22 protein-coding genes are annotated in these 25,416 nt (G+C 74.2%); all 22 read left to right on the top strand.

All coding sequences use genetic code 11. The features are described from left to right. Positions 1–78 precede the first annotated feature (78 nt). The gene (gene pyrR, locus FHU33_RS13385) at positions 79–702 is read left to right on the top strand and encodes a bifunctional pyr operon transcriptional regulator/uracil phosphoribosyltransferase PyrR (RefSeq protein ID WP_142025784.1); all 624 of its coding nucleotides are present in this window, start codon (positions 79–81) and stop codon (positions 700–702) included. Beyond that, positions 699–1,622 (top strand): aspartate carbamoyltransferase catalytic subunit, encoded by a 924-nt coding sequence (locus FHU33_RS13380; RefSeq protein ID WP_142025783.1) that lies wholly within the window; start codon positions 699–701, stop codon positions 1,620–1,622. Before pyrR ends, FHU33_RS13380 begins: the two co-directional genes overlap by 4 nt. Next, positions 1,619–2,905, top strand: a complete 1,287-nt coding sequence (locus FHU33_RS13375) for a dihydroorotase (RefSeq protein WP_142025782.1) — start codon at positions 1,619–1,621, stop codon at positions 2,903–2,905. The genes FHU33_RS13380 and FHU33_RS13375 overlap by 4 nt, the downstream gene beginning before the upstream one ends. Next, complete coding sequence (carA, locus tag FHU33_RS13370; protein ID WP_142025781.1) at positions 2,902–4,071, top strand: glutamine-hydrolyzing carbamoyl-phosphate synthase small subunit; 1,170 nt, start codon at positions 2,902–2,904, stop codon at positions 4,069–4,071. Before FHU33_RS13375 ends, carA begins: the two co-directional genes overlap by 4 nt. A gap of 1 nt (position 4,072) precedes the next feature. Then, the gene (gene carB, locus FHU33_RS13365) at positions 4,073–7,369 is read left to right on the top strand and encodes a carbamoyl-phosphate synthase large subunit (RefSeq protein ID WP_142025780.1); all 3,297 of its coding nucleotides are present in this window, start codon (positions 4,073–4,075) and stop codon (positions 7,367–7,369) included. Continuing rightward, complete coding sequence (locus tag FHU33_RS13360) at positions 7,366–8,274, top strand: iron-sulfur cluster-binding protein (RefSeq protein WP_246063594.1); 909 nt, start codon at positions 7,366–7,368, stop codon at positions 8,272–8,274. The genes carB and FHU33_RS13360 overlap by 4 nt, the downstream gene beginning before the upstream one ends. Next, entirely contained in the window at positions 8,271–9,236 is a 966-nt protein-coding gene (locus tag FHU33_RS13355) for a dihydroorotate dehydrogenase (protein ID WP_211355123.1), read from the top strand. The genes FHU33_RS13360 and FHU33_RS13355 overlap by 4 nt, the downstream gene beginning before the upstream one ends. Beyond that, complete coding sequence (gene pyrF, locus FHU33_RS13350) at positions 9,233–10,102, top strand: orotidine-5'-phosphate decarboxylase (RefSeq protein ID WP_142025779.1); 870 nt, start codon at positions 9,233–9,235, stop codon at positions 10,100–10,102. The genes FHU33_RS13355 and pyrF overlap by 4 nt, the downstream gene beginning before the upstream one ends. A gap of 99 nt (positions 10,103–10,201) precedes the next feature. Continuing rightward, positions 10,202–11,365 (top strand): acyl-CoA dehydrogenase family protein, encoded by a 1,164-nt coding sequence (locus tag FHU33_RS13345; protein WP_142025778.1) that lies wholly within the window; start codon positions 10,202–10,204, stop codon positions 11,363–11,365. Further along, positions 11,362–13,470 (top strand): GAF domain-containing SpoIIE family protein phosphatase, encoded by a 2,109-nt coding sequence (locus tag FHU33_RS13340; RefSeq protein ID WP_142025777.1) that lies wholly within the window; start codon positions 11,362–11,364, stop codon positions 13,468–13,470. Before FHU33_RS13345 ends, FHU33_RS13340 begins: the two co-directional genes overlap by 4 nt. A gap of 343 nt (positions 13,471–13,813) precedes the next feature. Further along, complete coding sequence (gene mihF / locus FHU33_RS13335) at positions 13,814–14,140, top strand: integration host factor, actinobacterial type (protein ID WP_026855236.1); 327 nt, start codon at positions 13,814–13,816, stop codon at positions 14,138–14,140. 40 nt (positions 14,141–14,180) lie between these two features. Next, the gene (gmk, locus tag FHU33_RS13330) at positions 14,181–14,768 is read left to right on the top strand and encodes a guanylate kinase (protein WP_142025776.1); all 588 of its coding nucleotides are present in this window, start codon (positions 14,181–14,183) and stop codon (positions 14,766–14,768) included. A gap of 76 nt (positions 14,769–14,844) precedes the next feature. Then, positions 14,845–15,108 carry a DNA-directed RNA polymerase subunit omega gene (rpoZ, locus tag FHU33_RS13325; protein WP_012949163.1) on the top strand — a complete coding sequence of 88 codons (264 nt, stop codon included), beginning with the start codon at positions 14,845–14,847 and terminating at the stop codon, positions 15,106–15,108. Positions 15,109–15,247: 139 nt separating this feature from the next. After that, positions 15,248–16,462 carry a bifunctional phosphopantothenoylcysteine decarboxylase/phosphopantothenate--cysteine ligase CoaBC gene (gene coaBC, locus FHU33_RS13320; protein ID WP_142025775.1) on the top strand — a complete coding sequence of 405 codons (1,215 nt, stop codon included), beginning with the start codon at positions 15,248–15,250 and terminating at the stop codon, positions 16,460–16,462. A gap of 105 nt (positions 16,463–16,567) precedes the next feature. Continuing rightward, positions 16,568–17,764: a methionine adenosyltransferase gene (gene metK, locus FHU33_RS13315; RefSeq protein WP_142025774.1), complete on the top strand. Its 1,197-nt coding sequence runs from the start codon at positions 16,568–16,570 to the stop codon at positions 17,762–17,764. Positions 17,765–17,912: 148 nt separating this feature from the next. Then, complete coding sequence (locus FHU33_RS13310) at positions 17,913–19,904, top strand: primosomal protein N' (RefSeq protein WP_246063593.1); 1,992 nt, start codon at positions 17,913–17,915, stop codon at positions 19,902–19,904. Between the two features lie 78 nt (positions 19,905–19,982). Then, complete coding sequence (locus tag FHU33_RS13305) at positions 19,983–20,708, top strand: aspartate/glutamate racemase family protein (RefSeq protein ID WP_142025773.1); 726 nt, start codon at positions 19,983–19,985, stop codon at positions 20,706–20,708. Further along, positions 20,705–21,250 (top strand): peptide deformylase, encoded by a 546-nt coding sequence (gene def / locus FHU33_RS13300; RefSeq protein ID WP_142025772.1) that lies wholly within the window; start codon positions 20,705–20,707, stop codon positions 21,248–21,250. The genes FHU33_RS13305 and def overlap by 4 nt, the downstream gene beginning before the upstream one ends. After that, the gene (gene fmt / locus FHU33_RS13295; RefSeq protein WP_246063591.1) at positions 21,187–22,176 is read left to right on the top strand and encodes a methionyl-tRNA formyltransferase; all 990 of its coding nucleotides are present in this window, start codon (positions 21,187–21,189) and stop codon (positions 22,174–22,176) included. Before def ends, fmt begins: the two co-directional genes overlap by 64 nt. After that, positions 22,173–23,549, top strand: coding sequence for an RsmB/NOP family class I SAM-dependent RNA methyltransferase (locus FHU33_RS13290; protein WP_142025771.1), 1,377 nt, complete (start codon positions 22,173–22,175; stop codon positions 23,547–23,549). Before fmt ends, FHU33_RS13290 begins: the two co-directional genes overlap by 4 nt. A gap of 121 nt (positions 23,550–23,670) precedes the next feature. After that, on the top strand, positions 23,671–24,342 hold the full coding sequence (rpe, locus tag FHU33_RS13285; protein WP_142025770.1) for a ribulose-phosphate 3-epimerase: 672 nt from the start codon (positions 23,671–23,673) through the stop codon (positions 24,340–24,342). Continuing rightward, positions 24,339–25,415, top strand: a complete 1,077-nt coding sequence (ribD, locus tag FHU33_RS13280; protein ID WP_246063588.1) for a bifunctional diaminohydroxyphosphoribosylaminopyrimidine deaminase/5-amino-6-(5-phosphoribosylamino)uracil reductase RibD — start codon at positions 24,339–24,341, stop codon at positions 25,413–25,415. The genes rpe and ribD overlap by 4 nt, the downstream gene beginning before the upstream one ends. Position 25,416 lies beyond the last annotated feature (1 nt).

Genomic DNA, 25,416 nt, shown 5'->3' with positions numbered 1-25,416 from the left:
TTCCGTGCAGTACCGTCGTCCGCGGTCCGACCCACTCCTTTAACGACCCGTCCAGTGAGGCGGGGAAGGAGGCCTTCTTTGGCCCGCTCGCCCGAGCCTGCCCGGAGCCCGTCTCCCGGTACCGCCCCCGGCACCCTCCTCTCCGCCGCCGACGTCGCCCGCGTCGTCGACCGCATGGCCCACCAGCTCATCGAGCGGGCGGCGGCGATCGAACCCGGGGGTGGGCGGGGAGACGGCACAGCCGGCCTCTCCGACCTCGTCCTGGTGGGCATCCCGACCCGCGGCGCCCCGCTGGCCCGCCGGCTCGCCGCCCGGGTCGAGGCCTTCACCGGGACGCCGGTCGACGTCGGGACCGCCGACATCACGCTGTACCGGGACGATCTCCGGCTGCGCGGCGTCCGCGCCCTGGAGCCCACCGTGCTGCCCGCTGCGGGCATCGACGACCGGCTGGTCGTCCTCGTCGACGACGTCCTCTTCTCGGGCCGGTCGGTGCGGGCGGCGCTGGACGCGTTGCGCGACCTCGGCCGCCCGCGGGCGGTGCAGCTGGCGGTCCTGGTCGACCGCGGCCACCGGGAGCTGCCGATCCGGGCGGACTTCGTCGGCAAGAACGTGCCGACCTCGCGCAGTCAGCAGGTGAAGGTGCACCTCGCGGAGGTCGACGGCGTCGACGAGGTGCTCGTGACCGAGGGGGGCAACCGGTGAAGCGCCACCTGCTCGAATCCGCGGACCTCGACCGCGCCGACGCGACGATGGTGCTCGACACCGCCGCCCAGATCGACCAGGCGCTGGCCGGCCGCGAGGTCAAGAAGCTCCCCACCCTGCGCGGGCGCACCGTGGTCAACCTGTTCTACGAGGACTCCACCCGCACCCGGATCTCCTTCGAGCTGGCCGCCAAGCGGCTCTCGGCCGACGTCATCAACTTCTCCGCGAAGGGCAGCAGCGTCTCCAAGGGCGAGAGCCTCAAGGACACCGCGCTCACCCTCGAGGCAATGGGTAGCGACGCGATCGTGGTCCGGCACGGCGCCTCCGGCGCGCCGCACCGGCTGGCCCACTGGGTCCGCGGCAGCGTCGTGAACGCCGGTGACGGCACCCACGAGCACCCCACCCAGGCGCTGCTGGACGCGTACACGATCCGGCAGCGGCTCGGCCGGCTCGAGGGCGTGCGGGTGGCCCTGGTCGGCGACGTGCTGCACAGCCGGGTGGCCCGCTCGAACGTCTGGTTGCTGCGCACGCTCGGGGCCGAGGTCACCGTCGTCGCCCCGCCGACGCTGCTCCCGGTCGGCATCGGCAGCTGGCCGGTCGAGGTCAGCTACGACCTGGACGCCGTCCTGCCGAAGGCCGACGTGGTGATGATGCTGCGGGTCCAGGCCGAGCGGATGAACGCCTCGTACTTCCCGAGCGCCCGCGAGTACAGCCGCCGCTACGGCCTCGACGGCCGGCGGATGGCCGCGCTGTCCGACGACGCGATCGTGATGCATCCCGGCCCGATGAACCGCGGGATGGAGATCGCCGCCGAGGTGGCCGACTCCGTCCGCTCCACGATCGTCGAGCAGGTCGGCAACGGGGTCTCCGTACGCATGGCCGTCCTGTACCTGCTGCTCGGGGGGAACGAACCCGCATGACCTACCTGATCAAGGGCGCCCGTCCCTACGGCGGCGACGCCGCCGACATCCTCATCGAGGACGGGCGCATCGCCGCGATCGGCGAGAACCTGTCCGCGCCCGGCGCGGAGGTGGTCGAGGCCGTGGGGCTGATCGCCCTCCCGGGCCTGGTCGACCTGCACACCCACCTGCGCGAGCCGGGCCGCGAGGACGCCGAGACCGTCGAGACCGGCAGCCGGGCTGCCGCGCTGGGCGGGTTCACCGCGGTGCACGCCATGGCCAACACCGACCCGGTCGCCGACACCGCGGGCGTGGTGGAGCAGGTGTGGCGCCTCGGGCAGGAGGCCGCGCTCGTCGACGTCGTCCCGGTCGGGGCGGTGACTGTCGGCCTGAAGGGCGAGCGGCTGGCCGAGCTCGGCGCGATGGCTGACTCGGCCGCCCGGGTCCGGGTCTTCTCCGACGACGGCTCCTGCGTCGCCGACCCGGCGCTCATGCGCCGGGCCCTGGAGTACGTGAAGGCCTTCGACGGTGTCGTCGCCCAGCACGCCGAGGAGCCGCGGCTGACCGCCGGCGCCCAGATGCACGAGGGCGACCGCTCGGCCCGCCTGGGCCTCACGGGGTGGCCGGCGGCCGCCGAGGAGGCGATCATCGCCCGCGACGTGCTGCTGGCCGGTCACGTCGGCGCCCGGCTGCACGTCTGCCACGTGTCGACGGCCGGGTCGGTGGAGATCCTGCGCTGGGCCAAGGGCCGCGGCGTGCAGGTGACCGCCGAGGTCACCCCGCACCACCTGCTGCTCACCGACGCCTGCGCGGAGAGCTACGACCCGGTCTTCAAGGTCAACCCGCCGTTGCGCACCGACGCCGATGTGCAGGCGCTCCGGGCCGGACTCGCGGACGGCACGATCGACGCCGTCGCGACCGATCACGCCCCGCACGCGGTGGAGGACAAGGAGAGCGAGTGGGCGCAGGCCCGGCCCGGGATGCTCGGCCTGGAGCAGGCGCTGTCGGTCGTCGTCGAGACGATGGTCGAGACCGGGCTGCTCGACTGGCAGGGCGTCGCCGACCGCATGTCTGCCCGCCCGGCGGCGATCGGCCGCCTGGAGAACCACGGCCGCCCGCTGGCCCCCGGCGAGCCGGCCAATCTGCTGCTGCTGGATCCAGCGGTCCGGGCTCCCGTCGACCCGGCCACCCTGGCCAGCCGCAGCCGCAACAGCCCCTATGCCGGCCGGGAGCTCCCGGGCCGGGTGGTCGCGACGTTCCTGCGGGGGACGCCGACCGTTCTGGACGGAAAGGCGACACGGTGAGAGAGGCACTGCTCGTGCTCGAGGACGGCAGGACGTTCCGCGGCGAGGCCTACGGCGCGGTCGGGACGACGGTCGGCGAGGCGGTCTTCTCCACCGGCATGACCGGCTACCAGGAGACGTTGACCGATCCCAGCTACCACCGCCAGGTCGTCGTCATGACCGCCCCGCACATCGGCAACACCGGCGTGAACGGCGAGGACGACGAGAGCCGGAAGATGTGGGTGGCCGGGTTCGTCGTCCGCGACCCCGCCCGCCGTCCGGCGAACTGGCGCGCCACCGGCAGCCTGGATGACGAACTGGTCGCCCAGGGCGTGGTCGGCATCAGCGGCATCGACACCCGGGCGCTGACCCGCCATCTCCGCGACCGTGGCGCGATGCGCGTCGGCATCAGCAGCGTGATCACCGACGTCGACGAGCTGCTGGCGCAGGTCACGGCCGCCGAGAGCATGACCGGCGCGGACCTCGCCCCGCAGGTGAGCACGGGTGAGGCCTACGTCGTCCCGGCGGTGGGGGAGACGCGGTACACGATCGCCGCCCTCGACCTCGGCATCAAGACCGCGACCCCGCGGCACCTGGCCGAGCTCGGCGTCGAGACGCGCGTGCTGCCCTCGACGGCCACCGCCGACGAACTCCTGGCCGCCGGCCCCGACGGGGTGTTCCTCTCCAACGGCCCCGGCGACCCTGCCGCGGCCGACTACGCCGTCGAGGCGGTCCGCGGGGTGCTGGACGCGAAGCGTCCGCTGTTCGGCATCTGCTTCGGCAACCAGATCCTCGGCCGCGCGCTCGGCCTGGGCACGTACAAGCTGCGCTTCGGTCACCGCGGCCTGAACCAGCCGGTGCTCGACCGGGTGAGCGGCACGGTGCGGGTGACCAGCCACAACCACGGCTTCGCCGTCGACGCCCCGCTCGACCGGCCCACCGACACGCCCTACGGGCCGGTCGAGGTCAGCCACGTCGGCCTCAACGACGACGTCGTCGAGGGCCTGCGCTGTCTGGAGGTGCCCGCGTTCAGCGTGCAGTTCCACCCGGAGTCGGCCGCCGGGCCGCACGATGCGGCGCCGCTGTTCCAGCGGTTCGTCGATCTGATGGAGACCGCGCGGAACGGGGACGCGCACGCCGGCGGGCCGGCGCCGCAGGTCGAGCACAGCACGGGGGAGAAGGCCTGAGATGCCCAAGCGCACCGATCTGACGCACGTGCTGGTGATCGGCTCCGGCCCGATCCTGATCGGCCAGGCCGCCGAGTTCGACTACTCCGGCACCCAGGCCTGTCGCGTCCTCAAGGCCGAGGGGCTGCGGGTCAGCCTGGTCAACAGCAACCCGGCGACGATCATGACCGACCCCGGCATCGCCGACGCCACCTACATCGAGCCGCTGACCCCGGAGTTCGTCGAGAAGGTCATCGCCAAGGAGCGCCCCGACGCGCTGCTGGCCACCCTCGGCGGGCAGACCGCGCTCAACATCGCGATCGGGCTGTACGAGAACGGCGTCCTCGAGAAGTACGGGGTGCAGCTCATCGGCGCCGACGTCGACGCGATCAACCGCGGCGAGGACCGGCAGCTGTTCAAGGACATCGTCCGCTCCATCGGCGCCGACGCCCCGCGGTCCACTGTCTGCGCGAGCGTCGAGGAGGCCCTGGCCACCGCCGAGGAGGTCGGCTACCCCGTCGTCATCCGGCCCAGCTTCACCATGGGCGGCCTCGGCTCCGGCATCGCCACCGACGAGGCGATGCTGCGCCGGATGGCCGGTCACGGGCTGGCCGACTCACCGGTGCACACCGTCCTCATCGAGGAGTCGGTGCTGGGCTGGAAGGAGTACGAGCTCGAGCTCATGCGCGACCGCAGCGACAACGTGGTCGTGATCTGCTCCATCGAGAACATCGACGCGATGGGCGTGCACACCGGCGACTCGGTGACCGTCGCCCCGGCGATGACCCTCACCGACCGCGAGTACCAGCAGATGCGCGACGTCGGCATCGCGGTGCTGCGCGAGGTCGGCGTCGACACCGGCGGCTGCAACATCCAGTTCGCCGTCCACCCCGAGACCGGCCGGCTGGTCGTCATCGAGATGAACCCGCGGGTGTCCCGGTCCTCGGCCCTGGCGTCGAAGGCCACCGGCTTCCCGATCGCGAAGATCGCCGCGAAGCTCGCCATCGGCTACACCCTCGACGAGATCACCAACGACATCACCGGCGTCACCCCGGCGAGCTTCGAGCCGTCGCTGGACTACGTCGTGGTCAAGATCCCGCGGTTCGCCTTCGAGAAGTTCCCCGGCGCCGACCCGCGACTGACCACGACCATGAAGAGCGTCGGCGAGATCATGTCGATGGGCCGCAACTTCGCCGAGGCGCTGGGCAAGGCGATGCGGTCGACCGAGACGAAGGTCGCCGGCTTCTGGACGGGGGAGCCGGACCACCGGTCGGCCCAGGAGCTCCTGGACGCGCTGCGGGTCCCGGTCGACGGCCGGCTCTACCTCGCCGAGGCCGCGCTGGGCGCCGGGGCGACCGTCGAAGACGTCGCGGCTGCCAGTGCTTTCGATCCATGGTTCGTCGACCAGATCGCGCTGGTGCACGAGATCGGGGTCGCCGTCCGCGAAGCGCCGTCCCTGACCCCGGAGCTGCTGCGCCGGGCGAAGCGGTTCGGCCTCTCCGACCGCCAGATCGCCGCCCTGCGGCCCGAGCTGGCCGGCGAGGACGGCGTCCGGACGCTGCGCTGGCGGCTGGGCGTCCGGCCGGTCTACAAGACCGTCGACACGTGTGCCGCCGAGTTCGCCGCCCGCACGCCGTACCACTACTCCTCCTACGACGAGGAGAACGAGGTGCAGCCGCGCGAGAAGCCCGCCGTGCTGATCCTCGGCTCCGGCCCCAACCGGATCGGGCAGGGCATCGAGTTCGACTACTCCTGCGTGCACGCCGTCCTGGCCCTGCAGGACGCCGGCTACGAGGCGGTGATGGTCAACTGCAACCCCGAGACCGTCTCCACCGACTACGACACCGCCGACCGGCTGTACTTCGAGCCGCTCACCTTCGAGGACGTCCTCGAGGTGGTCGAGGCCGAGCGCGCGGCCGGCCCGGTGGCCGGGGTGATCTGCACCCTCGGCGGGCAGACCCCGCTCGGCCTGGCGCAGCGGCTCAAGGACGCCGGGGTGCCGGTGCTGGGCACCTCGCCGGAGGCGATCGACGACGCCGAGCACCGCGGGGCGTTCTCCCGAGTGCTGGCCGACACGGGGCTGCTGGCGCCCAAGCACGGCACCGCGACGACGTTCGCCGAGGCGCGGGCGATCGCCGCGGAGATCGGCTACCCGGTGCTGGTCCGGCCGTCCTACGTGCTCGGCGGTCGCGGGATGGAGATCGTCTACGACGAGGGCACGCTCGAGGCCTACATCGCCAAGGCGACCGACGTCAGCGCGGCGCACCCGGTACTGGTGGACCGTTTCCTGGAGGACGCCGTCGAGATCGACGTCGACGCGCTCTACGACGGCACCGACCTCTACCTGGGCGGGGTCATGGAGCACATCGAGGAGGCCGGCATCCACTCCGGTGACTCCGCGTGCGCGCTGCCGCCGATCACCCTGGGCTCGGCGGACCTGCTGAAGATCCGGGCCGCCACCGAGAAGCTGGCCGCCCGGATCGGCGTCCGAGGCCTGGTGAACGTCCAGTACGCGATCAAGGACGACATCCTCTACGTGATCGAGGCCAACCCGCGGGCCAGCCGCACCGTCCCGTTCGTGTCCAAGGCGACGGCCGTGCAGCTGGCCAAGGCCGCGGCCCGGATCGCGGTGGGGGAGACCATCGCCGGGCTGCGCGCGGCCGGGGTGCTGCCGGCGACCGGCGACGGCACCGACCTGCCCGAGAACGCGCCGATCGCGGTGAAGGAGGCGGTGCTGCCCTTCCACCGGTTCCGCACGGTCGAGGGCCACGGTGTGGACACCGTGCTGTCGCCGGAGATGAAGTCCACCGGCGAGGTGATGGGCCTCGACGCCGAGTTCGGCACCGCCTTCGCCAAGTCGCAGGCCGCTGCCTACGGCTCCCTGCCGACCGAGGGCACGGTGTTCGTCTCCCTGGCCAACCGGGACAAGCGCTCGGCGGTCTTCCCGATCAAGCGGCTGGCCGATCTCGGGTTCCGGGTGCTCGCCACCGCCGGTACCGCGCAGGTGCTCCGGCGCAACGGCGTCGCCGCGGAGGTGGTCGGCAAGTACAGCGAAGGCCCGGGCAACGTCGTGGAGCGGATCCTGGCCGGCGACGTGGACATCGTCGTCAACACGCCGTTCGGTTCGCCGGGCAACAGCGGCCCACGGCTGGACGGCTACGAGATCCGCACCGCCGCGGTCGCCGCGGGGATCCCGTGCATCACCACGGTCCAGGGCATGGCCGCGGCGGTGCAGGGGATCGAGGCCCTGCGCGCCGGTGGCATCGGAGTCCGCAGCGTGCAAGAGGTGCACGCCGCCCTGAACGGCGCCGCCCGATGACCGGTGATCCGGCAGTTATGGCCATAACTGCCGCGCTGCTGACCCGGCCGGCGCCGCGGGCGGCGCACCCGCCGGTGCAGCGGGTGGTCGAGGTGGCGGGCCGGCGGCCGGTCGGCGCCTACGTGGAGCTGACCCTCGCCGCCCCGGAGATCGCCGAGCGTGCCGAACCAGGGCAGTTCGTGGCCTTCGCGGTCGGGGGCGAGACCTCCGGGCTGCTGCTGCGCCGGTCGATCGCGATCGCGACCGCCGGCGACGGCGAGGTCTCCGTCGTCGTGTCCGCGGCCGGACCCGGATCGACCTGGCTCACCGAGCGGCAGGTGGGCGACACCGTGGACGTGGTCGGCCCGCTGGGGCGGCGATATCCGATGCCGCCGCGCGGTACCCCGGCGCTGGTCGTCGGTGGGGGATACGGGTCGGCCGCGCTGCTGGGGCTGACCGCCGCCCTTCGGGACGCCGGGTCGCCCGTTCTCGCCGTCGTGGGCGCGGCCACGGCCGACCGGCTCTGCTCGGTGGACGAGCTGGGCGCCCTGGCCGAGGTCGTCGTGACGACCGACGACGGCAGCGCCGGCCGGCAGGGGTGGGTCACCGACGCCGTGGCGACGGTGATCGGGCAGGTCGGCGTGGTCTACGCGTGCGGCCCCATGGGGATGCTGCGGGCGGTCGCCGACGCGGCCACGGCCGCCGGGCTGCCGTCCTACGTGGCCGTCGAGGAGTCGATGGCCTGCGGGATCGGCGTCTGCATGACCTGCGTACTGCCGATCGTGGGGGAGGACGGGCGCACCCGGTTCTCCCGTTCGTGCACCGAGGGCCCCGTCTTCGGGGGCGACCGGGTGCGGTTCGCCGACGTCGGCGCCCTGCCCTGGGACGTCGTGGGCGCCGACGCGATGGGGGTGGTGGCCCCGTGACCGCCACCGAGACCGGCGTTCATGGCCATAAACGCCGCTTCGAGGTCGACCTGCGGACGGCGCTCGGGTCCGTCGAGGTCCCGAGCCCGGTGCTCACCGCGTCGGGGTGCTCGGCCAACGGCGCGGAGCTGGAGCCGTTCGTCGACCTCACCGCCATCGGCGCCGTCGTCACGAAGTCGGTGCAGCTGCGCCCGCGCTCGGGCCGGCCCACGCCGCGCATGGCCGAGACGCCCAGCGGGATGCTCAACTCGATCGGCCTCCAGGGCCCGGGCATCGACGGGCTGCTCTCCGACGACCTGCCCTGGCTGGCCGAGCGGGGGGCCCGGGCGTTCGTCTCCATCGCCGGCACCCGGGTGGAGGACTTCGCCGAGCTGGCGCAACGGCTGCGCGGCGTCCCGGGCGTGCTGGGGCTCGAGGTCAACATCAGCTGCCCGAACGTGGAGAGCCGCGGCGAGGTGTTCGCCTGCGACCCGGTCGCGGCCTCCGACGTCGTATCCGCCGTCCGTGCCGTCGCCGACCCGGCGCAGCCGGTCTACGCGAAGCTCAGCCCGGACGTCACCGACATCGTGAGCGTGGCCCGCGCGGTCACCGACGCCGGCGCCGACGGCCTGTCGATGATCAACACGCTGCTCGGCCTGGTGATCGACCCGGACACGATGCGCCCGGTGCTCGGCGGCGTCACGGGCGGGCTCTCCGGCCCGGCCATCCGGCCGGTCGCGCTGCGCTGCGTCTGGCAGGTGCACCAGGCCCTGCCGGAGGCGCCCATCCTCGGCATGGGCGGCATCCGCAGCGGGCTGGACGCCCTGCAGTTCGTGCTGGCCGGCGCCTCGGCGGTCTCCGTGGGGACGGCGGTCTTCAACGACCCGTCGGCGGTCGCGCGCGTGCACGACGAGCTGGCTGCCGCTCTCGCGCAGCGGGGCTTCGCCTCGCTGCGCGAGGCCGTCGGGTACGCACACCGATGAGCGCGCCGTTCGGCCGGCGGCTCGCCGACGCCGTCGCCGCCCGGGGACCGCTGTGCGTCGGGATCGACCCCCATCCACCGCTGCTCGCGGCGTGGGGGCTGACCGACGACCCGGACGGGCTGGCCCGGTTCACCGACGCCGTCGTCGACGCCCTGGCCGGATCGGTGGCCGTGCTCAAGCCGCAACTGGCGTTCTACGAGCGGCACGGTTCCCGGGGGCTGGCTGTGCTGGAGGACGCCGTCGCCCGTGCGCGGGCGGCCGGTGCACTGGTCCTGCTGGATGCCAAGCGGGGTGACATCGGCTCGACGATGGACGCCTACGGCGACTACCTGCGGCCCGAGCACCCGCTGTCGGTGGATGCGATGACGGTCAGCCCCTACCTCGGTCCGGGCTCGCTCCAGCCGGCCGTGGACACCGCCCGGCAGCAGGGCGGCGGGCTCTTCGTGCTCGCCCGCACGTCGAACCCCGACGCCGGGACGCTGCAGCACGCCCTCGTAGGAGGGCGGTCGGTGGCGCAGGTCGTCGTCGACACCGTGCGCGGCTGGAACACCCCCGGCTGGGTGATCGGCGACCCGTTGCCTGCCGTCCGCGACGTCGCCGGCCGATTGGGTCCCGCCACGGGATCGTTCGGCGTCGTCGTCGGTGCCACGCTGCGGGAGATGGACCTGGACCTCGACGGCCTCTCCGGGCCGATCCTCGCCCCGGGCCTGGGCGCCCAGGGCGGCTCGGTGGCCGACCTGCGCCGGCTGTTCGGGTCCGACCGCGCCGTCGTCCCCACGGTGTCCCGGGACGTGCTGGCGGCCGGGCCCGACCCGGCCGCGTTGCGCGTCGCAGCGGACCGCTGGACGGCGGAGCTCGCGGGCTGACCGTCGGAGGCGCCCGGACGCACATCCCCGGGTCCTCGGCATCGCGGCCGTCGTCCTGACGTCGGCCGTAGGTGATCACGACACCTATGCTCGTCAACCATGACGGCACCCCCGGTGAGCGTGGCGGACGCCGCCGCCCGCGCCGGTGACGTGGCTACCGGGGTCGCCGGGCCGCTGACGGCACGCACGGACTCCGGTGTCTGGCCCGCCGAGGCCGTCCGGGCGCTGCAGGTCGCGGGGCTGGCCGGCCTCAGCGCGCCTCGTCCGCTGGGCGGGGCGGGACTGGGGCTACGTGGTGTGGCGGCCGTGTGCGAGGTGCTCGGGCGCACCTGCGCATCGACCGCCCTGTGCTACGGGATGCACTGCGTCGCGACCGCGGTCATCGCCGCCCGGCCGACCGAACGGCAGCGCACCGAGTTCCTCGACGCGATCGTGGCGGGGGAGCACCTGAGCACGCTGGCGCTCTCCGAGCCGGGCACCGGCGCGCAGTTCTGGCTGCCGCAGACCCGCCTGACGAGGACCGACGCCGGCCTGCGGATCGACGGGGAGAAGTCGTTCGTGACGAACGGCTCGCAGGCCGACTCCTACGTCCTGAGCACCGTGGCTGCCGACCCCGAGGCGCCGGCCGGCCAGTTCTCCTGCGTGCTCGTCCCCAAGGAGGCCGCCGGACTGACCTGGGGCGCGGAGTGGTCCGGCATCGGCATGCGCGGGAACTCCTCGCGCGGCATGCGCCTGGAGGACGTCCGTCTCGGTCCCGGTCACCTGCTCGGCGCGGAGGGCGACCAGATCTGGTACGTCTTCGAGGTCGTGGCCCCGTACTTCCTGATGGCCATGGCCGGCACCTATCTCGGGGTCGCGCAGGCCTCGCTCGACGAGGCCACGGCACATCTGTCGCGGCGGGCCCACGCCCACACGGGCCGCCGGCTGGCGTCCGAGCCGGTGCTGCAGCACCGCCTGGGCGAACTGTGGGCGCAGGTGGAACGCACCCGTCGGCTGGTCTACTGGGCCGCCGAGGAGGCCGATGGCGGCGGCCCCTCCGGGCTCCCCGGCCTCACCTCGGCCAAGGCGGAGGTCGCGCGCTGCGCCGTGGAGGTCACCAACGAGGCGATGACGCTGGTCGGCGGCATCGGCTACCGCGACCGCTCGCCGCTGGAGCGCCACCTGCGAGACGCTCGCGCGGCGGACGTGATGAGCCCGACGACCGACATCCTGCGGACCTGGACGGGGCGGGCCGCTCTGGGCCTGCCCCTGCTGGGCGAGTGACCGGGGCGGCCACGCCCGGGCGCTGTCTGGTCGTCGACCCCTCCGCCGCCGAGGCCGCCGTGCTGCTCGCCGGTCTCACCGACTTGCTGATCGTGCCCGCGCCCGAGCTGGAGGCGCAGGTGAGGAACCGGGCCGGACCGGTGGACCTGGTCGTGATCGGTTCCCTCGCGCCGTCGCCCGTGGCGGCCGTGCAGCACGCACACCGGCTCGCTCCGGCTGCCGCCGTCGCCGTGCTCTCCGCCGATCCGGATCCCGTACGCCGCGAGGCCTCCTTCGCCCCCGGCGTCCCGATCGACCTGCTCGTCGCCGGGACCGACGAGGGCGACGTCCCCGAGCGGCTGCAACAGTTGCGGGAGAGCAGCATCGACAGACGGCGGCACGCCGCGGTCCTCGACGCCGTCGTACGGCGCACTGCCGCCGGAGCGGCACCCCTGTCGGGCCTGACGGCTGTCGGAGCGCTGCTCGAACACGCCCCGATCGGTGTGCTGGTCGCCAGTCCGGAAGGCGATCTGCTCGGCTGGAACCGGCGGGCCGAGGCCCTGCTGGACCTGCGGTCGGCGGCCGGTGGACAACGCGTCGACTCCGTCGTCCCCGGCGCGGCGGCGCTCGTCGCCGCCGCCGCGCCCGCGTCCGATCCGGGCGCGCCCCCGGCGCGGCCCGCGCCTCCGCTGCAGGTGCGCGTCGCCGGTCGGTTGGACGTGGAGCTCAGCGCGGTGGGCAGCCAGACGGACCGCGGCCGGCCCGTCGTCCTGCTCCTCGCAGCCGACGTGACGGCCCATCGTGAGGCGGAGCGCGAACGCGACCGTCTCGCGGGCCAGGTCCAGCTCCTGGGGCGGGTCTCGGTGTCGCTGATGGAGTCGCTGGACGTCACCCGGTCCCTGTCCCGGTTGGCCGACGCTGTCGTCCCCGCGCTCGGGGACTGGGTCGGCATCGAGGTCCGGCACGAGCACGAGCAGGTGTCCGGCGTCGTCGTGCGCCATTCGGACCCGGCGCTCGCCATCGCGACGCGGATGATGGAACGGCTCGTGGGACGAAACGGTGCGGCTCTGGAGCCGGCCCGGCGGGCGTCTCGTGGGGAGAGCGTCCTGCTGCCACGGATCGACGACGACGGGCTGCGCCTGCACGTGCCCGACGCCGATCTGCGGGCCGTGGTCGGGCAGCTCGGCATGGCCGGCGTCCTCGCCGTGCCGATCCCGGGCCGGACCGGCGTGCTGGGATCCCTGCTCCTCTCGCGATCGTCGGGCGAGGATGCCTTCAGCGCAGCCGATCTCGAGCTCGCGGTGGAGATCGGCCGCCGCGCCGGGATCGCCGTGGACAACGCCCGGCTGTACGTCGGCCAGCGCAACCTGGCGAGCGAGCTCCAGCAGAGCCTGCTCACCGCACCACCGACCCTTCCCTCCACCGACATCTCCGTGCGCTATCTCGCTGCTGCGCAGGAGGCCCAGGTGGGCGGGGACTGGTACGACGCCTTCCGGCGCCGGAGCGGGGACCTGATGGTCGTGATCGGCGACGTGGCGGGACACGACACCCGCGCAGCCGCCGCGATGGGGCAGTTGCGCGGTCTCGTGCGGAGCATCGGCTTCGTGACCGAGGAGGAGCCCAGCCAGGTGCTCACCTCGGTCGACGAGGCGATCGACGGTCTGGAGCTGAACACGATCGCCACCGCCGTCGTCGCCCAGATCTCACCGCAGGAGGGGGGCGACGGCACGGCCGGACTCCGGCTCCGGTGGTCGAACGCCGGGCACCCACCACCGGTACTGGTGGACCCGGACGGCCGCGTGCGGCTGCTCGAGCCGTCCGGGGGCCGGGCGGCCCTGCTCCTGGGGGTCGATCCGACCACGCGCCGGGTCACCGAGGAGACCCTGCTCCCGGTCGGGTCGACCCTCCTGCTCTACACCGACGGGCTGATCGAGCGCCGGAGTCAGATTCTCGACGAGGGGCTGGACCTGCTGATGAACACGATCCGGCAGCACGCCGCCCGGGACCCCGAGCAACTGTGCGACGCGATCCTGGGCAGCATGGTGCCGCAGGCAGGTGAGGACGACGTCGCGATCGTGGCCGTCCGCCCGCGTCCCTCGGGGCGCCACCTGGTCGCTCTCCGATGAGTCACGAGGCGACGGATGGCGTGGACGCGGCCTGTCCCGCCCCCGCGTGTCGCCGATGCGGGCACGGTTTCCGTCCCGCGGCGGCCGGACGGGTCATTCGGAGCGGAAAAGCACGGTTCCCCGTGCGACCTGCGTGTATGACCGATCGTGACCGTGGAGGTCGACGCAGGGTGAACCGATACGGCGCGCGAGCAGCGCTTTTCCCGGCGGGGGTGCGCGTGACCAGCGCATTTACCGGGAACTAGGTTGGTCGTGAGGCTCAGAGGCGAGCCACTCCCTACGACTTCCTGACGACGACTGCCCGGCCGAAACCGCGCCGGCCAACTCTCACGATTGGGTCGCCATGCCTTTGCCTGACCTGTCCCCCGAACAACGCGCAGCAGCCCTGGAGAAGGCCGCAGCGGCCCGCAAGGCCCGCGCCGAGCTGCGCGAGCGGCTCAAGAGCAAGGGCGCCACGGTCGGCGACGTCCTGAAGCAGGGCGAGACCGACGAGGTGATCGGCAAGATGCGGGTCTCCGCCGTCCTGGAGTCCCTGCCCGGCGTGGGCAAGGCGCGGGCTGCGAAGATCATGGAGCGCCTGGAGATCTCCCCGACCCGCCGCGTGCGCGGGCTGGGGGCCAACCAGCGGAAGGCGCTCGAGGCCGAGTTCAAGGACGAGAAGGTCGTCTGATCCCGGCCCGACCACGGATGTACCCGGACGAGGACGGCGAGTGGTTTCAGGCGATGCGGCACGGCTGACCGTGCTGTCCGGCCCCTCGGGGGTCGGCAAGGGCACGGTCGTGGCGGAGGTCCGGCGTCGGTATCCCGACGTCTGGCTGTCGGTGTCGGTGACCACCCGCCGCCCTCGTCCGGGCGAGGTCGACGGCGTGCACTACCACTTCGTCGCCGAGGGCGAGTTCGACCGGCTGGTCGCGACCGACGGCCTGCTGGAGTGGGCCGAGTACGCGGGCAACCGGTACGGCACCCCCGTGGCGCCGCTGCGGGAGCGGCTGGCCGCCGGCGCCCCCGCGCTGCTGGAGATCGAGCTCCAGGGGGCGCGCCAGGTGCGGGCCCGTGATCCCGAGGCGCAGCTGGTCTTCCTGGCGCCGCCGTCGTGGGCCGAGCTGGTCAGCCGGCTGGCCGGCCGGGGCTCCGAACCGCCCGCCGTCCAGGAGCGCCGGCTGGCTCTCGCGCAGGCCGAGCTGGACGCCGCAGGCGAGTTCGACGTGGTGGTCGTCAACGACGACGTCGCCCGGGCTGCTTTCGAGTTGGTAGGCTTGCTGACTGCGCCCTCGCCCGGCCTCGTGCCAGGGGAGTAGCGCCCACGAGGAAGAGCCTCGCCGGTGGACCCGCCGGCGCCTTCCTCCCGCTATCGAATGAGGAGCACGCCCGCCCGTGTCCGGAGTCGCACCTGCCCCCGAGGGCATCACCAACCCGCCGATCGACGAGCTGCTCGAGCGCACCAGCAGCAAGTACGGCCTGGTCATCTTCGCTGCCAAGCGCGCGCGCCAGATCAACGCCTACTACAGCCAGCTCTCCGAGGGTCTGCTGGAGTACGTCGGCCCGCTGGTCGACACCGCGCCGCAGGAGAAGCCGCTGTCGATCGCGCTCCGCGAGATCAACGAGGGTCTGCTGACGCACACCGCCGGCGAGAACTGAAAGGACCACTTCGCCCCCCACCGCTCGCACGCTCGCGGCGGGTCCCTGCGAAGTGGCCGTTCCAGCACGTCGCCAGAACTGATGAGAAGGCACCCGGCAGTCGCTGCCGGGTGCGTTCTCGTGCTGGGAGGATGATCACGTGTCGTCGATCGTGCTCGGCGTGAGCGGGGGGGTGGCCGCCTACAAGGCCGCCTTCGTGCTGCGCGCGTTCACCGAGGCCGGTCACCACGTGCGCGTCGTCCCGACGCGCGGCGCCCTGCACTTCGTCGGCGCCGCGACCTTCGAGGCGCTGTCGGGCAACCCGGTCACCACCGACGTCTGGTCCGACGTCCCCGAGGTCGCGCACGTCCGGATCGGGCAGCACGCCGACCTCGTCGTCGTCGCCCCCGCCACCGCCGACCTGCTGGCCCGCGCCGCCATGGGCCGCGCCGACGACCTGCTCACCGCCACCCTCCTCACCGCCTCCTGCCCGGTCGTCTTCGTGCCCGCGATGCACACCGAGATGTGGCTGCACCCGGCCACCCAGGAGAACGTGGCCACCCTCCGCCGCCGGGGCGCGGTCGTGCTGCCGCCCGCCGTCGGCCGGCTGACCGGCCCCGACTCCGGCCCTGGGCGGCTCCCCGAACCGGCGGACATCGCGGCGCTGGCCATGGTCGTCCTCGAGCACGGCGCGGACGCGCTGGCTCCCGACCTCGGCGGCCGGCGCGTGGTCATCAGTGCCGGCGGTACGCGCGAGCCGCTGGACCCGGTCCGCTACCTGGGCAACCGCTCCTCGGGCAAGCAGGGCTGGGCGCTGGCCCGGGTCGCCGCCGCCCGCGGGGCGGACGTGGTCCTGGTGGCGGCCAACGTCGAGGCGCCGGCGCCGTTCGGCGTGCGGGTGGTTCCCGTCGCCACGGCCGACGAGCTGCGGACGGCCATGCTCGCCGAGGTCCCGGGCGCGGACGTCGTCGTCATGTCCGCCGCGGTGGCGGACTTCCGGCCCGCGTCGGTCGCCGCGGACAAGCTGAAGAAGGACTCCGCCGCCGAGCCGGACTCGGTGCCGCTGGTGCGCAACCCCGACGTCCTCGCCGAGCTGGTCGGCGAGCGGTCGCCCGGTCAGCTCGTCGTCGGCTTCGCCGCCGAGACGGGGGACGCCGACGCCGACGTGCTCACCCACGCCCGGGCGAAGCTCGCCCGGAAGGGCTGCGACCTGCTCGTGGTCAACGACGTGTCGGCCGGGCAGGTGTTCGGCCGGGCGGACAACACGGTCGTGGTCCTCGCCGCGGACGGCTCGGCCACCGAGGTGCCGCGCGGCAGCAAGGACGCCGTCGCGGCCGGCATCTGGGCGACCATCGCCCCGCGGCTGCCGGACTGAGTACCTCGGGTGGGCGCACCGGCCGTCCGTCCCTGCCGGTAGCGTTTCGCCCGGGCCGTGCTCCGAGCGGTCAGTCGTCTCGTCCACCACGTTAGGGAGTGCCGAGTGCCACGCCGTCTCTTCACCTCCGAGTCGGTCACCGAGGGCCACCCGGACAAGATCGCCGACCAGATCAGCGACTCGATCCTCGACGCGATGCTCGCCCTGGACCCGAGCAGCCGCGTGGCCGTCGAGACCATGATCACCACCGGTCAGGTGCACATCGCCGGTGAGGTGACCACCGCCGGCTACGTCGACATCGCCTCGATCGTCCGCGACACCGTCCTGCGGATCGGCTACGACTCCTCGCGCAAGGGGTTCGACGGCGCGTCCTGCGGCGTCAGCGTCTCCATCGGCGCACAGTCGCCCGACATCGCCCAGGGCGTCGACACCGGCTACGAGGCGCGCACCTCGGGGTCCGCCGACGACGCGATCGAACGCCAGGGCGCCGGTGACCAGGGCCTGATGTTCGGCTACGCCACCGACGAGACCCCCGAGCTCATGCCGCTGCCGATCGCCCTCGCCCACCGCCTCGCGCGCCGGCTGTCGGCCGTCCGCAAGGACGGCTCGGTGCCCTACCTGCGGCCCGACGGGAAGACCCAGGTCACGGTGGTCTACGAGGACGACCAGCCGGTCGCCGTCGACACGGTGGTCGTCTCCTCGCAGCACGCCGAGGACATCTCGATCGAGCAGTTGCTCGCCCCCGACATCCAGGAGCTCGTCGTCGAGCCGGAGCTGGCCGCCCTCGGCCTGCCCACCAGCGGGTACCGGCTGCTGGTGAACCCGACCGGCAAGTTCGTCATCGGCGGCCCGATGGGTGACGCCGGGCTCACCGGCCGGAAGATCATCGTCGACACCTATGGCGGCATGGCACGGCACGGCGGTGGGGCCTTCTCGGGCAAGGACCCGTCGAAGGTCGACCGCTCGGGCGCCTACGCCATGCGCTGGGTCGCCAAGAACGTCGTCGCCGCAGGTCTCGCCCGCCGCTGCGAGGTGCAGGTCGCCTACGCGATCGGCGCCGCCCACCCGGTGGGGCTCTTCGTCGAGACGTTCGGCACCAGCACAGTGCCGGAGGACGCGCTGGAGAAGGCGATCAGCGCGGTCTTCGACCTGCGCCCGGGTGCGATCGTCCGCGACCTGGACCTGCTGCGCCCGATCTACACGCCGACGGCCGCCTACGGGCACTTCGGCCGGACCGACGTGGACCTGCCCTGGGAGCGTCTGGACCGCGTCGACGCCCTCCGCGCAGCCGTGGGTGCCTGACCCCAGTCAGCTCACGGACGAGCAGTGGACCCGGGCAGCCCAGACTGAACTGCCATCCGGGTCCACCGGGTCCACTGCTCGACCGACGGCTCGGCTCGACCGTCCCGACGACGGCGGTCGTGTCGCAGCTCCCGGCTACCGTCGCACCGTGCCGGATCACCCGACGCCGCCCGCGTCCCCACGGGTGGCCCGGGTCGTCGTCGACGTGCCCCTGGCGCACCTGGACCGGCCGTTCGACTACGCCGTCCCCGAGAAGCTCGCCGGCACCGTGCAGGCGGGCTGCCGGGTGCGGGTGCGGTTCCACGGGCGGCTCGTCGACGGCGTCGTCTGGGAGCTCGGGGACACCACGGACTTCCCCGGGTCCCTGCAGCCGCTGTCCCACGTCCCCTCCGGGGAACCGGTGCTGACCCCGCAGGTCGCCCGGCTGGTCCGGACGGTGGCCGACCGCTACGCGGGAACGGCCGGCGACGTGCTCCGGTTGGCCCTCCCGCCGCGCCGGGCCGCGGCCGAGAAGCGGCCGACGCCGACGCCGGAGTCGCTGCCCGAGCCGCCGGATCCGACGGGCTTCGCGCGCTACCAGGCCGGCCCGGCCCTGCTCGACGCCCTGGCGGAGGGGCGCCCGGCCCGCGCGGTCTGGACCGCGCTCCCGGGCGAGGACTGGCCGACCCGGCTCGTCGAGCTGTGCCGGGCGGCCCTGTCCGGACGGCGGGGCGCGCTGGTCGTCGTCCCCGACGGCAAGGACCTCGACCGGCTCGCTGCCGCGGCCGCCGGACTGCTGCCGGAGCACTCGTACACGGTGCTGCGTGCCGACGACTCGCCCGAGAAGCGCTACCGGCAGTTCCTGGCGGCCTCCCGGGGGGCCGCCCAGGTGGTGCTGGGGACGCGGGCGGCCATGTTCGCCCCGGTCCGTGACCTCGGCCTGGTGGCGGTCTGGGACGACGGCGACGACCTGCACTCCGACGAGCACGCGCCGTACCCGCACGCACGCGACGTCCTGGTCCAGCGGGCCTGGCTGGACAACTGCGCCGCCGTCGTCGCGGGCACCTCGCGCACCGCGGAGGCCGCTCTGCTGGTGGAGTCGGGCTGGGCGCACGAGCTGGTCGCCGACCGCGCCGTCCTCCGCGCGGCCGCCCCCCGGGTCCAGGCGCTCGGCGAGGACTTCGAGCTGGCCCGCGACCCGGCCGCCCGGTCGGCGCGGCTGCCGTCGCTGGCCCACGAGGCCGCCCGCAGGGCGCTGGCCGCGGGCACCCCGGTGCTGGTGCAGGTGCCCCGTCGCGGCTACGTGCCGTCCCTGGCGTGCGCCCGCTGCCGTGCGCCGGCCCGATGCGCCCACTGCGCCGGCCCGCTGGGGATCTCCCCGCGCCCCGGGCCGGGCGGGACGAGGATCCCGGCCTGCCGGTGGTGCGCCCGGCCCGCGGCCACCTTCGACTGCCCGCACTGCCACGCGACGAAGCTGCGGGCCTCGGTGGTGGGTGAGTCCCGGACGGCGGAGGAGCTGGCCCGCGCCTTCCCGGGCGCGACGGTGCGCACCTCCGGCAGCACGTCGGGAGTCCTGGCCACCGTGCCGGCCGGTGCTTCGCTCGTCGTCGCGACGCCGGGAGCGGAGCCGGTCGCCGACGGTGGCTACGGCGCGGCGCTGCTGCTCGACTCGTGGGCGCTGCTGGGGCGCGCCGACCTGCGGGCGGGCGAGGAGACCCTGCGGCGCTGGATGAACGCGGCCACGCTGGTGCGTCCGGCGTCGGCCGGTGGCCACGTCGTCGTCGCGGCCGACGCCGCGCACCCCGTCGTCCAGGCCCTGGTGCGCTGGGACCCGGGCTGGCTCGCCGCCCGCGAGCTCGCCGACCGCCGTGAGCTCGGCTTCCCGCCCGTCACCCGCATCGCGTCGGTCTCCGGGTCCCCGGCGGCGCTCGCCGAGTTCCTCGACGCGCTGCGGCTCCCGGACGACGCCGACCTGCTCGGGCCGGTACCCGAGCGCCCGCGGCCGGGACAGGAGGGCGAGCGGGAGCGCTACCTGGTGCGGGTGCCGCGGAGCGAGGGCGGCGCCCTGGCACACGCGCTGACGGAGGTCCAGGGCGTGCGCAGCGCGAAGAAGGCACCCGAGCACGTACGCGTCCAGCTGGACCCGCTCGACCTGGTGTGACGCGGGTCGATCATCGTGTGCGTCCCGGCAGGCCGGCGTGTTCGCGCGTGTCCCGCGCACACCGACGATGATCAACTCGTGAAGACGATCGGGCTGCTGGGCGGGATGAGCTGGGAGAGCAGCACGCTGTACTACCGGCTGCTCAACGAGTCGGTGGCCGAGCAGCTGGGTGGGCTGCATTCCGCTCGATGCGTGCTGCTGTCGGTGGACTTCGCCGAGATCGAGCGCCTGCAGGCGACCGGGGACTGGGCCCGCGCCGGTGAGCTGCTGGCCGCCGACGCCCGGTCGCTGCAGTCGGCCGGAGCCGAGGTGGTCGTCCTGTGCACCAACACCATGCACGCTGTCGCCGACGCCGTGACCGCCGGGCTGGACGTCCCCTTCCTGCACATCGGCGACAGCACCGCCGAGGCGATCACCGAGGCGGGGCTCACCCGGATCGGCCTGCTCGGCACCCGGTACACGATGGAGCAGCCATTCCTGATCGACCGGCTCTCCGCCGCCGGGCTGGAGGTTGTCGTCCCCGATCGGGGCGACCGCGACCTGGTGCACCACGTGATCTACGAGGAACTCGTGCGGGGCGTCGTGCGGGAGGAGTCGCGCCGCGCCTACCGCGACGTGGTCGACCGGCTGGTCGCGCGCGGGGCGCAGGGCGTGGTGCTCGGCTGCACCGAGATCGAACTCCTGCTCGGACCGGACGACGTCGACGTCCCGACCTTCCCGACGACGGCGCTGCACGTGGCCGCCGCCGTCCGTGCCGCGCTGGGGGACGGCGGTCCGGCGGCCCCGCATACGATCGTCGGGTGAGCGTCACCCCGATCCGGCTGCTCGGCGACCCGGTCCTCCGCACTCCGGCCGCTCCCGTGGCCGACTTCGACGCGGAGCTGCGCCGGCTGGTCGGCGACCTGACCGAGACGATGTTCGCCGCCGGCGGTGCCGGTCTGGCGGCGCCGCAGATCGGCGTGGGCCTGCGCGTCTTCACCTGGTTCGTCGACGGCGAGGTGGGCCACCTGGTCAACCCCGACGTGGCACCGGTGGGCGACGAGGAGCAGATCGACCCGGAGGGCTGCCTGTCGATCCCCGGATTCCGCTGGGACTGCCGCCGCCACCTGCACGTCGTGGCCACGGGCTGGAACATGCACGGCGATCCGGTTCGGGTGGAGGGCTCGGAGATGCTGGCCCGTGCCATCCAGCACGAGACCGACCACCTCGACGGTGTCCTGTTCGTCGACCGGCTCGACGCCGAGGCCCGGGCGGCCGCCCTGGCCGAGCTGGAGGCGGCCGAGTGGGCCGGCATGGCCGCGTACCTGCCCACACCGCCGCCGGTCGTCAAGGTGAGCCCCCACTGAGGCTCCTGTTCGCCGGTACGCCGGCGCCCGCCGTCCCGTCGCTGGAGGCCCTGCTCGCCTCCGGGCACGAGGTCGTCGCCGTCCTCACCCGTCCGGACGCCCGGTCCGGCCGCGGCCGGAAGGTGAGCCGGTCGCCGGTGGCCGAGCGGGCCGACGCGGCTGGCCTGCCGGTGCTGCAGCCGCGATCGCCGCGCGAGCCGGAGTTCCTCGAGCAGCTCGCCGGGCTGGCCGTCGACTGCGCGCCGGTCGTGGCCTACGGCGCGCTCGTCCCGCAGGCGGCCCTCGACCTGCCGGCGCACGGCTGGATCAACCTGCACTTCTCCCTGCTGCCCGCCTGGCGCGGGGCCGCTCCGGTGCAGCACGCGCTCATGGCCGGCGACGAGATCACCGGCGCATCGACGTTCCGACTGGAGGCAGGCCTGGACACCGGCCCGGTCTACGGCACGATCACCGAGGCCATCGGTCCCCGCGACACCGCGGGTGACCTCCTCGACCGACTGGCCGGAAGCGGCGCAGGCCTGCTCGTGGCGACCCTCGACGGCATCGCCGCAGGCACACTCGTCGCCGAACCCCAGGCCGCCGAGGGGATCAGCCTGGCGCCGAAGGTGGACCCGGCCGACGCCCGGGTGAGCTGGGACCTTCCCGCGCACGTGGTCGACCGTCGGGTCCGCGGGGTCACCCCGGCGCCCGGCGCGTGGACGACGTGGCGCGGGGACCGCCTCCGGCTGGGCCCGGTCCAACCGGTCGCCGGCTCTGAGCTGCTCGAGGCAGGGGAGGTGGCCGTCGGCTCCGACGGCGTGCTGGTCGGCACCGGCCGCGGCGCCGTCCGGCTCGGGAACGTGCAGCCCGCCGGCAAGCGCATGTTCCCCGCGGCCGACTGGGCCAGGGGCGCACGTCCGGAGCCCGGCGAGCGGATGGGCGCATGAGCCCGGGCCGTTCCCGGGGCCGCCGCCATCCCGCCACGCGTCCCCCGCGCCTCGACGGCGCCCGGCTGACCGCGTACGACGTCCTCGACGGCGTCACCTCGCGGGCCGCCTATGCCAACCTGCTCCTGCCGAAGCTGCTGCGCGAGCGGCCGGAGCTCGACGAGCGGGACGCCGCCTTCGCCACCCAGCTGGCGTACGGCACGCTGCGCGCGCAGGGCACCCTCGACGCCGTCCTGACCGGCTTGGTCTCGCGCCCGCTCGCGGAGCTCGACCCGCGGGTGCTGGACCTGCTCCGGCTGGGCACCTACCAGCTGATCGACCTCCGGGTGCCGTCGCACGCCGCCGTCGACACCACCGTCGACCTCACCCGCGCGATCGTCGGCCCGGGCGCCTCGGGTCTGGTCAACGCGGTGCTCCGCAAGGTGGCCGCGAGCGGCGACCGCGAGCAGTGGCTCGCCGCGCTCGGCGGGGACGACGCCCATCGGCTGGCCCTCGCCACGAACCACCCGCTCTGGATCGTCGACGCCTGGCGCGTCGCGCTCGGCGGCGACGCGGAGCTCGAACCGGCGCTGCTGGCCGACGACGCGGCTCCGGAGGTCCACCTGGTGGCCCGGCGCATGGACCGCGAGCAGCTGGTGGGGGAGTCCGGCGGCGAGGCAGGCCCGTGGTCGCCGCATGCGGTGCGCCTGCACGGCGGGGATCCCGGCCGGCTCGCCTCCGTGCGGTCCGGCGTCGCGGCGGTGCAGGACGAGGGCAGCCAGCTGGCCGGGCTGCTGCTCGCCCGCGCGCCTCTCGACGGCCGGGACGGGGCGTGGCTGGACATGTGTGCGGGACCCGGCGGCAAGGCCGGGCTGCTGGCCGCCGTCCGGCCCGAGGGTGTCCGGCTGACCGCCGCCGACCGGGCGCCGCACCGCGCCGAGCTGGTGCGCAAGGCGCTGGCCGGGGAGGCCGACGTCGAGGTGCTGGCCGCCGACGGGCGGGAGGCGCCGTGGGCACCCGGCTCGTTCGACCGGGTGCTGCTCGACGCGCCGTGCACCGGGTTGGGCGCGCTGCGCCGCCGTCCGGAGGTGCGCTGGCGCCGGACGCCCGAGGACGTCGCCCCGCTGGTGGAGCTGCAGGTGGAGCTCCTGGCCGGGGCCCTGGCGTCGGTCCGTCCCGGAGGAGTGGTGGCCTACGTGACCTGCTCGCCGCACACGGAGGAGACCATCGGCGTCGTGGACGTAGCGGCGGCCCGGGACGACGTCGAGGTCCTGCCGGTCGCACCGCTCTTCCCCGAGGTGCCGGGCATCGAGCGCGGGAAGTACGGCCAGCTGTGGCCGCACCGGCACGGCACCGACGCCATGTTCATGGCCCTGCTCCGCCGCACCCGCTAGGCGAGCAGCGGGTAACGCTCGCCCGGCCGTGTAGGCCGCCAGAGCACCGCCGCCGCCGGCACCGATCCACGGCGGAACACCCCGGCCGTGGGACGTCGGCGCCCACCTAGACTCGGCGGACGTGTCCCGGGAACCGTTGATCGCGCCCAGCCTCCTGTCGGCGGACTTCGCGCGCCTGGGTGAGGAGACCCGGCGGGTCGCCGACGCCGACTGGCTCCACTTCGACGTGATGGACGCGCACTTCGTGCCGAACCTGACCTTCGGCCTCCCGGTGATGACGGCGGTGCACGCGGTCAGCCCGGTGCCCCTGGACTGCCACCTGATGATCGAGAACCCGGGCCGCTGGGCACCGGGCTACGCCGAGGCCGGCGCGCGCAACGTCACCGTGCACGCCGAGGCGTGCACCGACCCCCGCGCGGTCGCCAGCGACATCCGGGCCGCCGGAGCCCTGGCCGGCCTGGCGATCAAGCCCGGGACGCCGCTGGAGGCCTACCTCGACGTCCTGCGGAACTTCGACACGCTGCTGGTCATGAGCGTCGAGCCCGGCTTCGGCGGGCAGTCGTTCATCGCCGGCGTCCTGGACAAGGTCCGGACGGCGCGGCGGCTCGTCGACGCAGGCGAGCTGAGGCTGATCGTCGAGATCGACGGCGGCATCAACGCCGACACCATCGAGCAGGCCGCCGAGGCCGGGGTCGACATGTTCGTCGCGGGCTCCGCGGTCTACGGGGCCGACGACCCGGGCAAGGCCATCGCCGCACTGCGCGAGCAGGCCGCCGCGGCGATGCGCGGGTGAGCGCCACCCCGACCGACCTGCGGGGGCGAGAGGCCGACGCCATGGCCCGGGCCCGGGAGCTCGGTGCCTCCGTCCTCGGCACGACCAGCGCCAACCCCGCGGTGGGCGCGGTGATCCTCGCCTCCGACGGCACGCCGGTGGGGGAGGGGGCGACGGCACCGCCCGGCGGCCCGCACGCGGAGGTGGCCGCCCTCGCGCAGGCCGGCGAGCGCGCCCGCGGTGGCACCGCCGTCGTCACGTTGGAGCCGTGCGCGCACACCGGCCGCACCGGGCCGTGCGCGGACGCGCTGATCGCGGGCGGGGTGTCCAGGGTCGTGGTGGCCGTTCCCGAGCCGACGGAGCTGGCCGGCGGGGGCGCCGAGCGCCTCCGGGCCGCGGGCATCGAGGTGGAGGTCGGCGTCGAGCGGGGCGCGGCCGAGGAGGGCGCTCTGGCCGCGTGGCTGACCGGCGTCCGCGAGCAGCGCCCGTTCGTCATCTGGAAGGCCGCCGCCACGCTCGACGGCCGGGTCGCCGCGGCCGACGGGACCAGCCGGTGGATCACCGGCGAGGAGGCGCGCGCCGCGGTGCATCGGCTGCGGGCCACCTGTGACGCCGTCGTCGTCGGCTCGGGAACGGCGCTCACCGACGATCCGCAGCTCACCGTCCGCGACGCGGAGGGACGGCTCGCCGGGCGTCAGCCGCTCCGGGTGGTCGTGGACCGCCGCGGGCGGCTCCCGGGCACCGCCCGGCTGCTCGACCAGGCCGCCCCGACGCACGTCAGTCGCGCCGGTACTCCCGCCGACCTCCTGGCCGAGCTGTTCGACCGGGACGTCCGCCGGATCCTGCTGGAGGGCGGGCCCACCCTCGCTGCGGCCTTTCTCCGAGCGGGGCTGGTGGACGAGGTGCTCGTGCACCTGGCGCCCACGTTGCTGGGGGCGGGTTCCTCCCTGGTGGGTGACCTGGGAATCAGCACGATGGCCGATGCGCTCTCCCTGCGGATCGTCGATCTCATCCCGATGGGCGGGGACGTGCAGATCCGGCTGGTACCTACCCGGCACACTGGTGGGGACCAGCACGCGGACGGAGGGAGCTGAG

The sequence above is a fragment of the Blastococcus colisei genome (assembly GCF_006717095.1).
Classification (GTDB): domain Bacteria; phylum Actinomycetota; class Actinomycetes; order Mycobacteriales; family Geodermatophilaceae; genus Blastococcus_B; species Blastococcus_B colisei.
Note: the sequence above shows the minus strand (reverse complement) of the source record. Positions and strands in the feature narration are given on the sequence as shown.

Excerpts from the sequence above, each read along its gene's own strand:
- FHU33_RS13375 (WP_142025782.1), top strand. The coding sequence starts at position 1,619 with ATGACCTACCTGATCAAGGGCGCCCGTCCCTACGGCGGCGACGCCGCC.
- carB (WP_142025780.1), top strand. The coding sequence starts at position 4,073 with ATGCCCAAGCGCACCGATCTGACGCACGTGCTGGTGATCGGCTCCGGC.
- FHU33_RS13360 (WP_246063594.1), top strand. The coding sequence starts at position 7,366 with ATGACCGGTGATCCGGCAGTTATGGCCATAACTGCCGCGCTGCTGACC.
- pyrF (WP_142025779.1), top strand. The coding sequence starts at position 9,233 with ATGAGCGCGCCGTTCGGCCGGCGGCTCGCCGACGCCGTCGCCGCCCGG.
- FHU33_RS13345 (WP_142025778.1), top strand. The coding sequence starts at position 10,202 with ATGACGGCACCCCCGGTGAGCGTGGCGGACGCCGCCGCCCGCGCCGGT.
- mihF (WP_026855236.1), top strand. The coding sequence starts at position 13,814 with ATGCCTTTGCCTGACCTGTCCCCCGAACAACGCGCAGCAGCCCTGGAG.
- FHU33_RS13290 (WP_142025771.1), top strand. The coding sequence starts at position 22,173 with ATGAGCCCGGGCCGTTCCCGGGGCCGCCGCCATCCCGCCACGCGTCCC.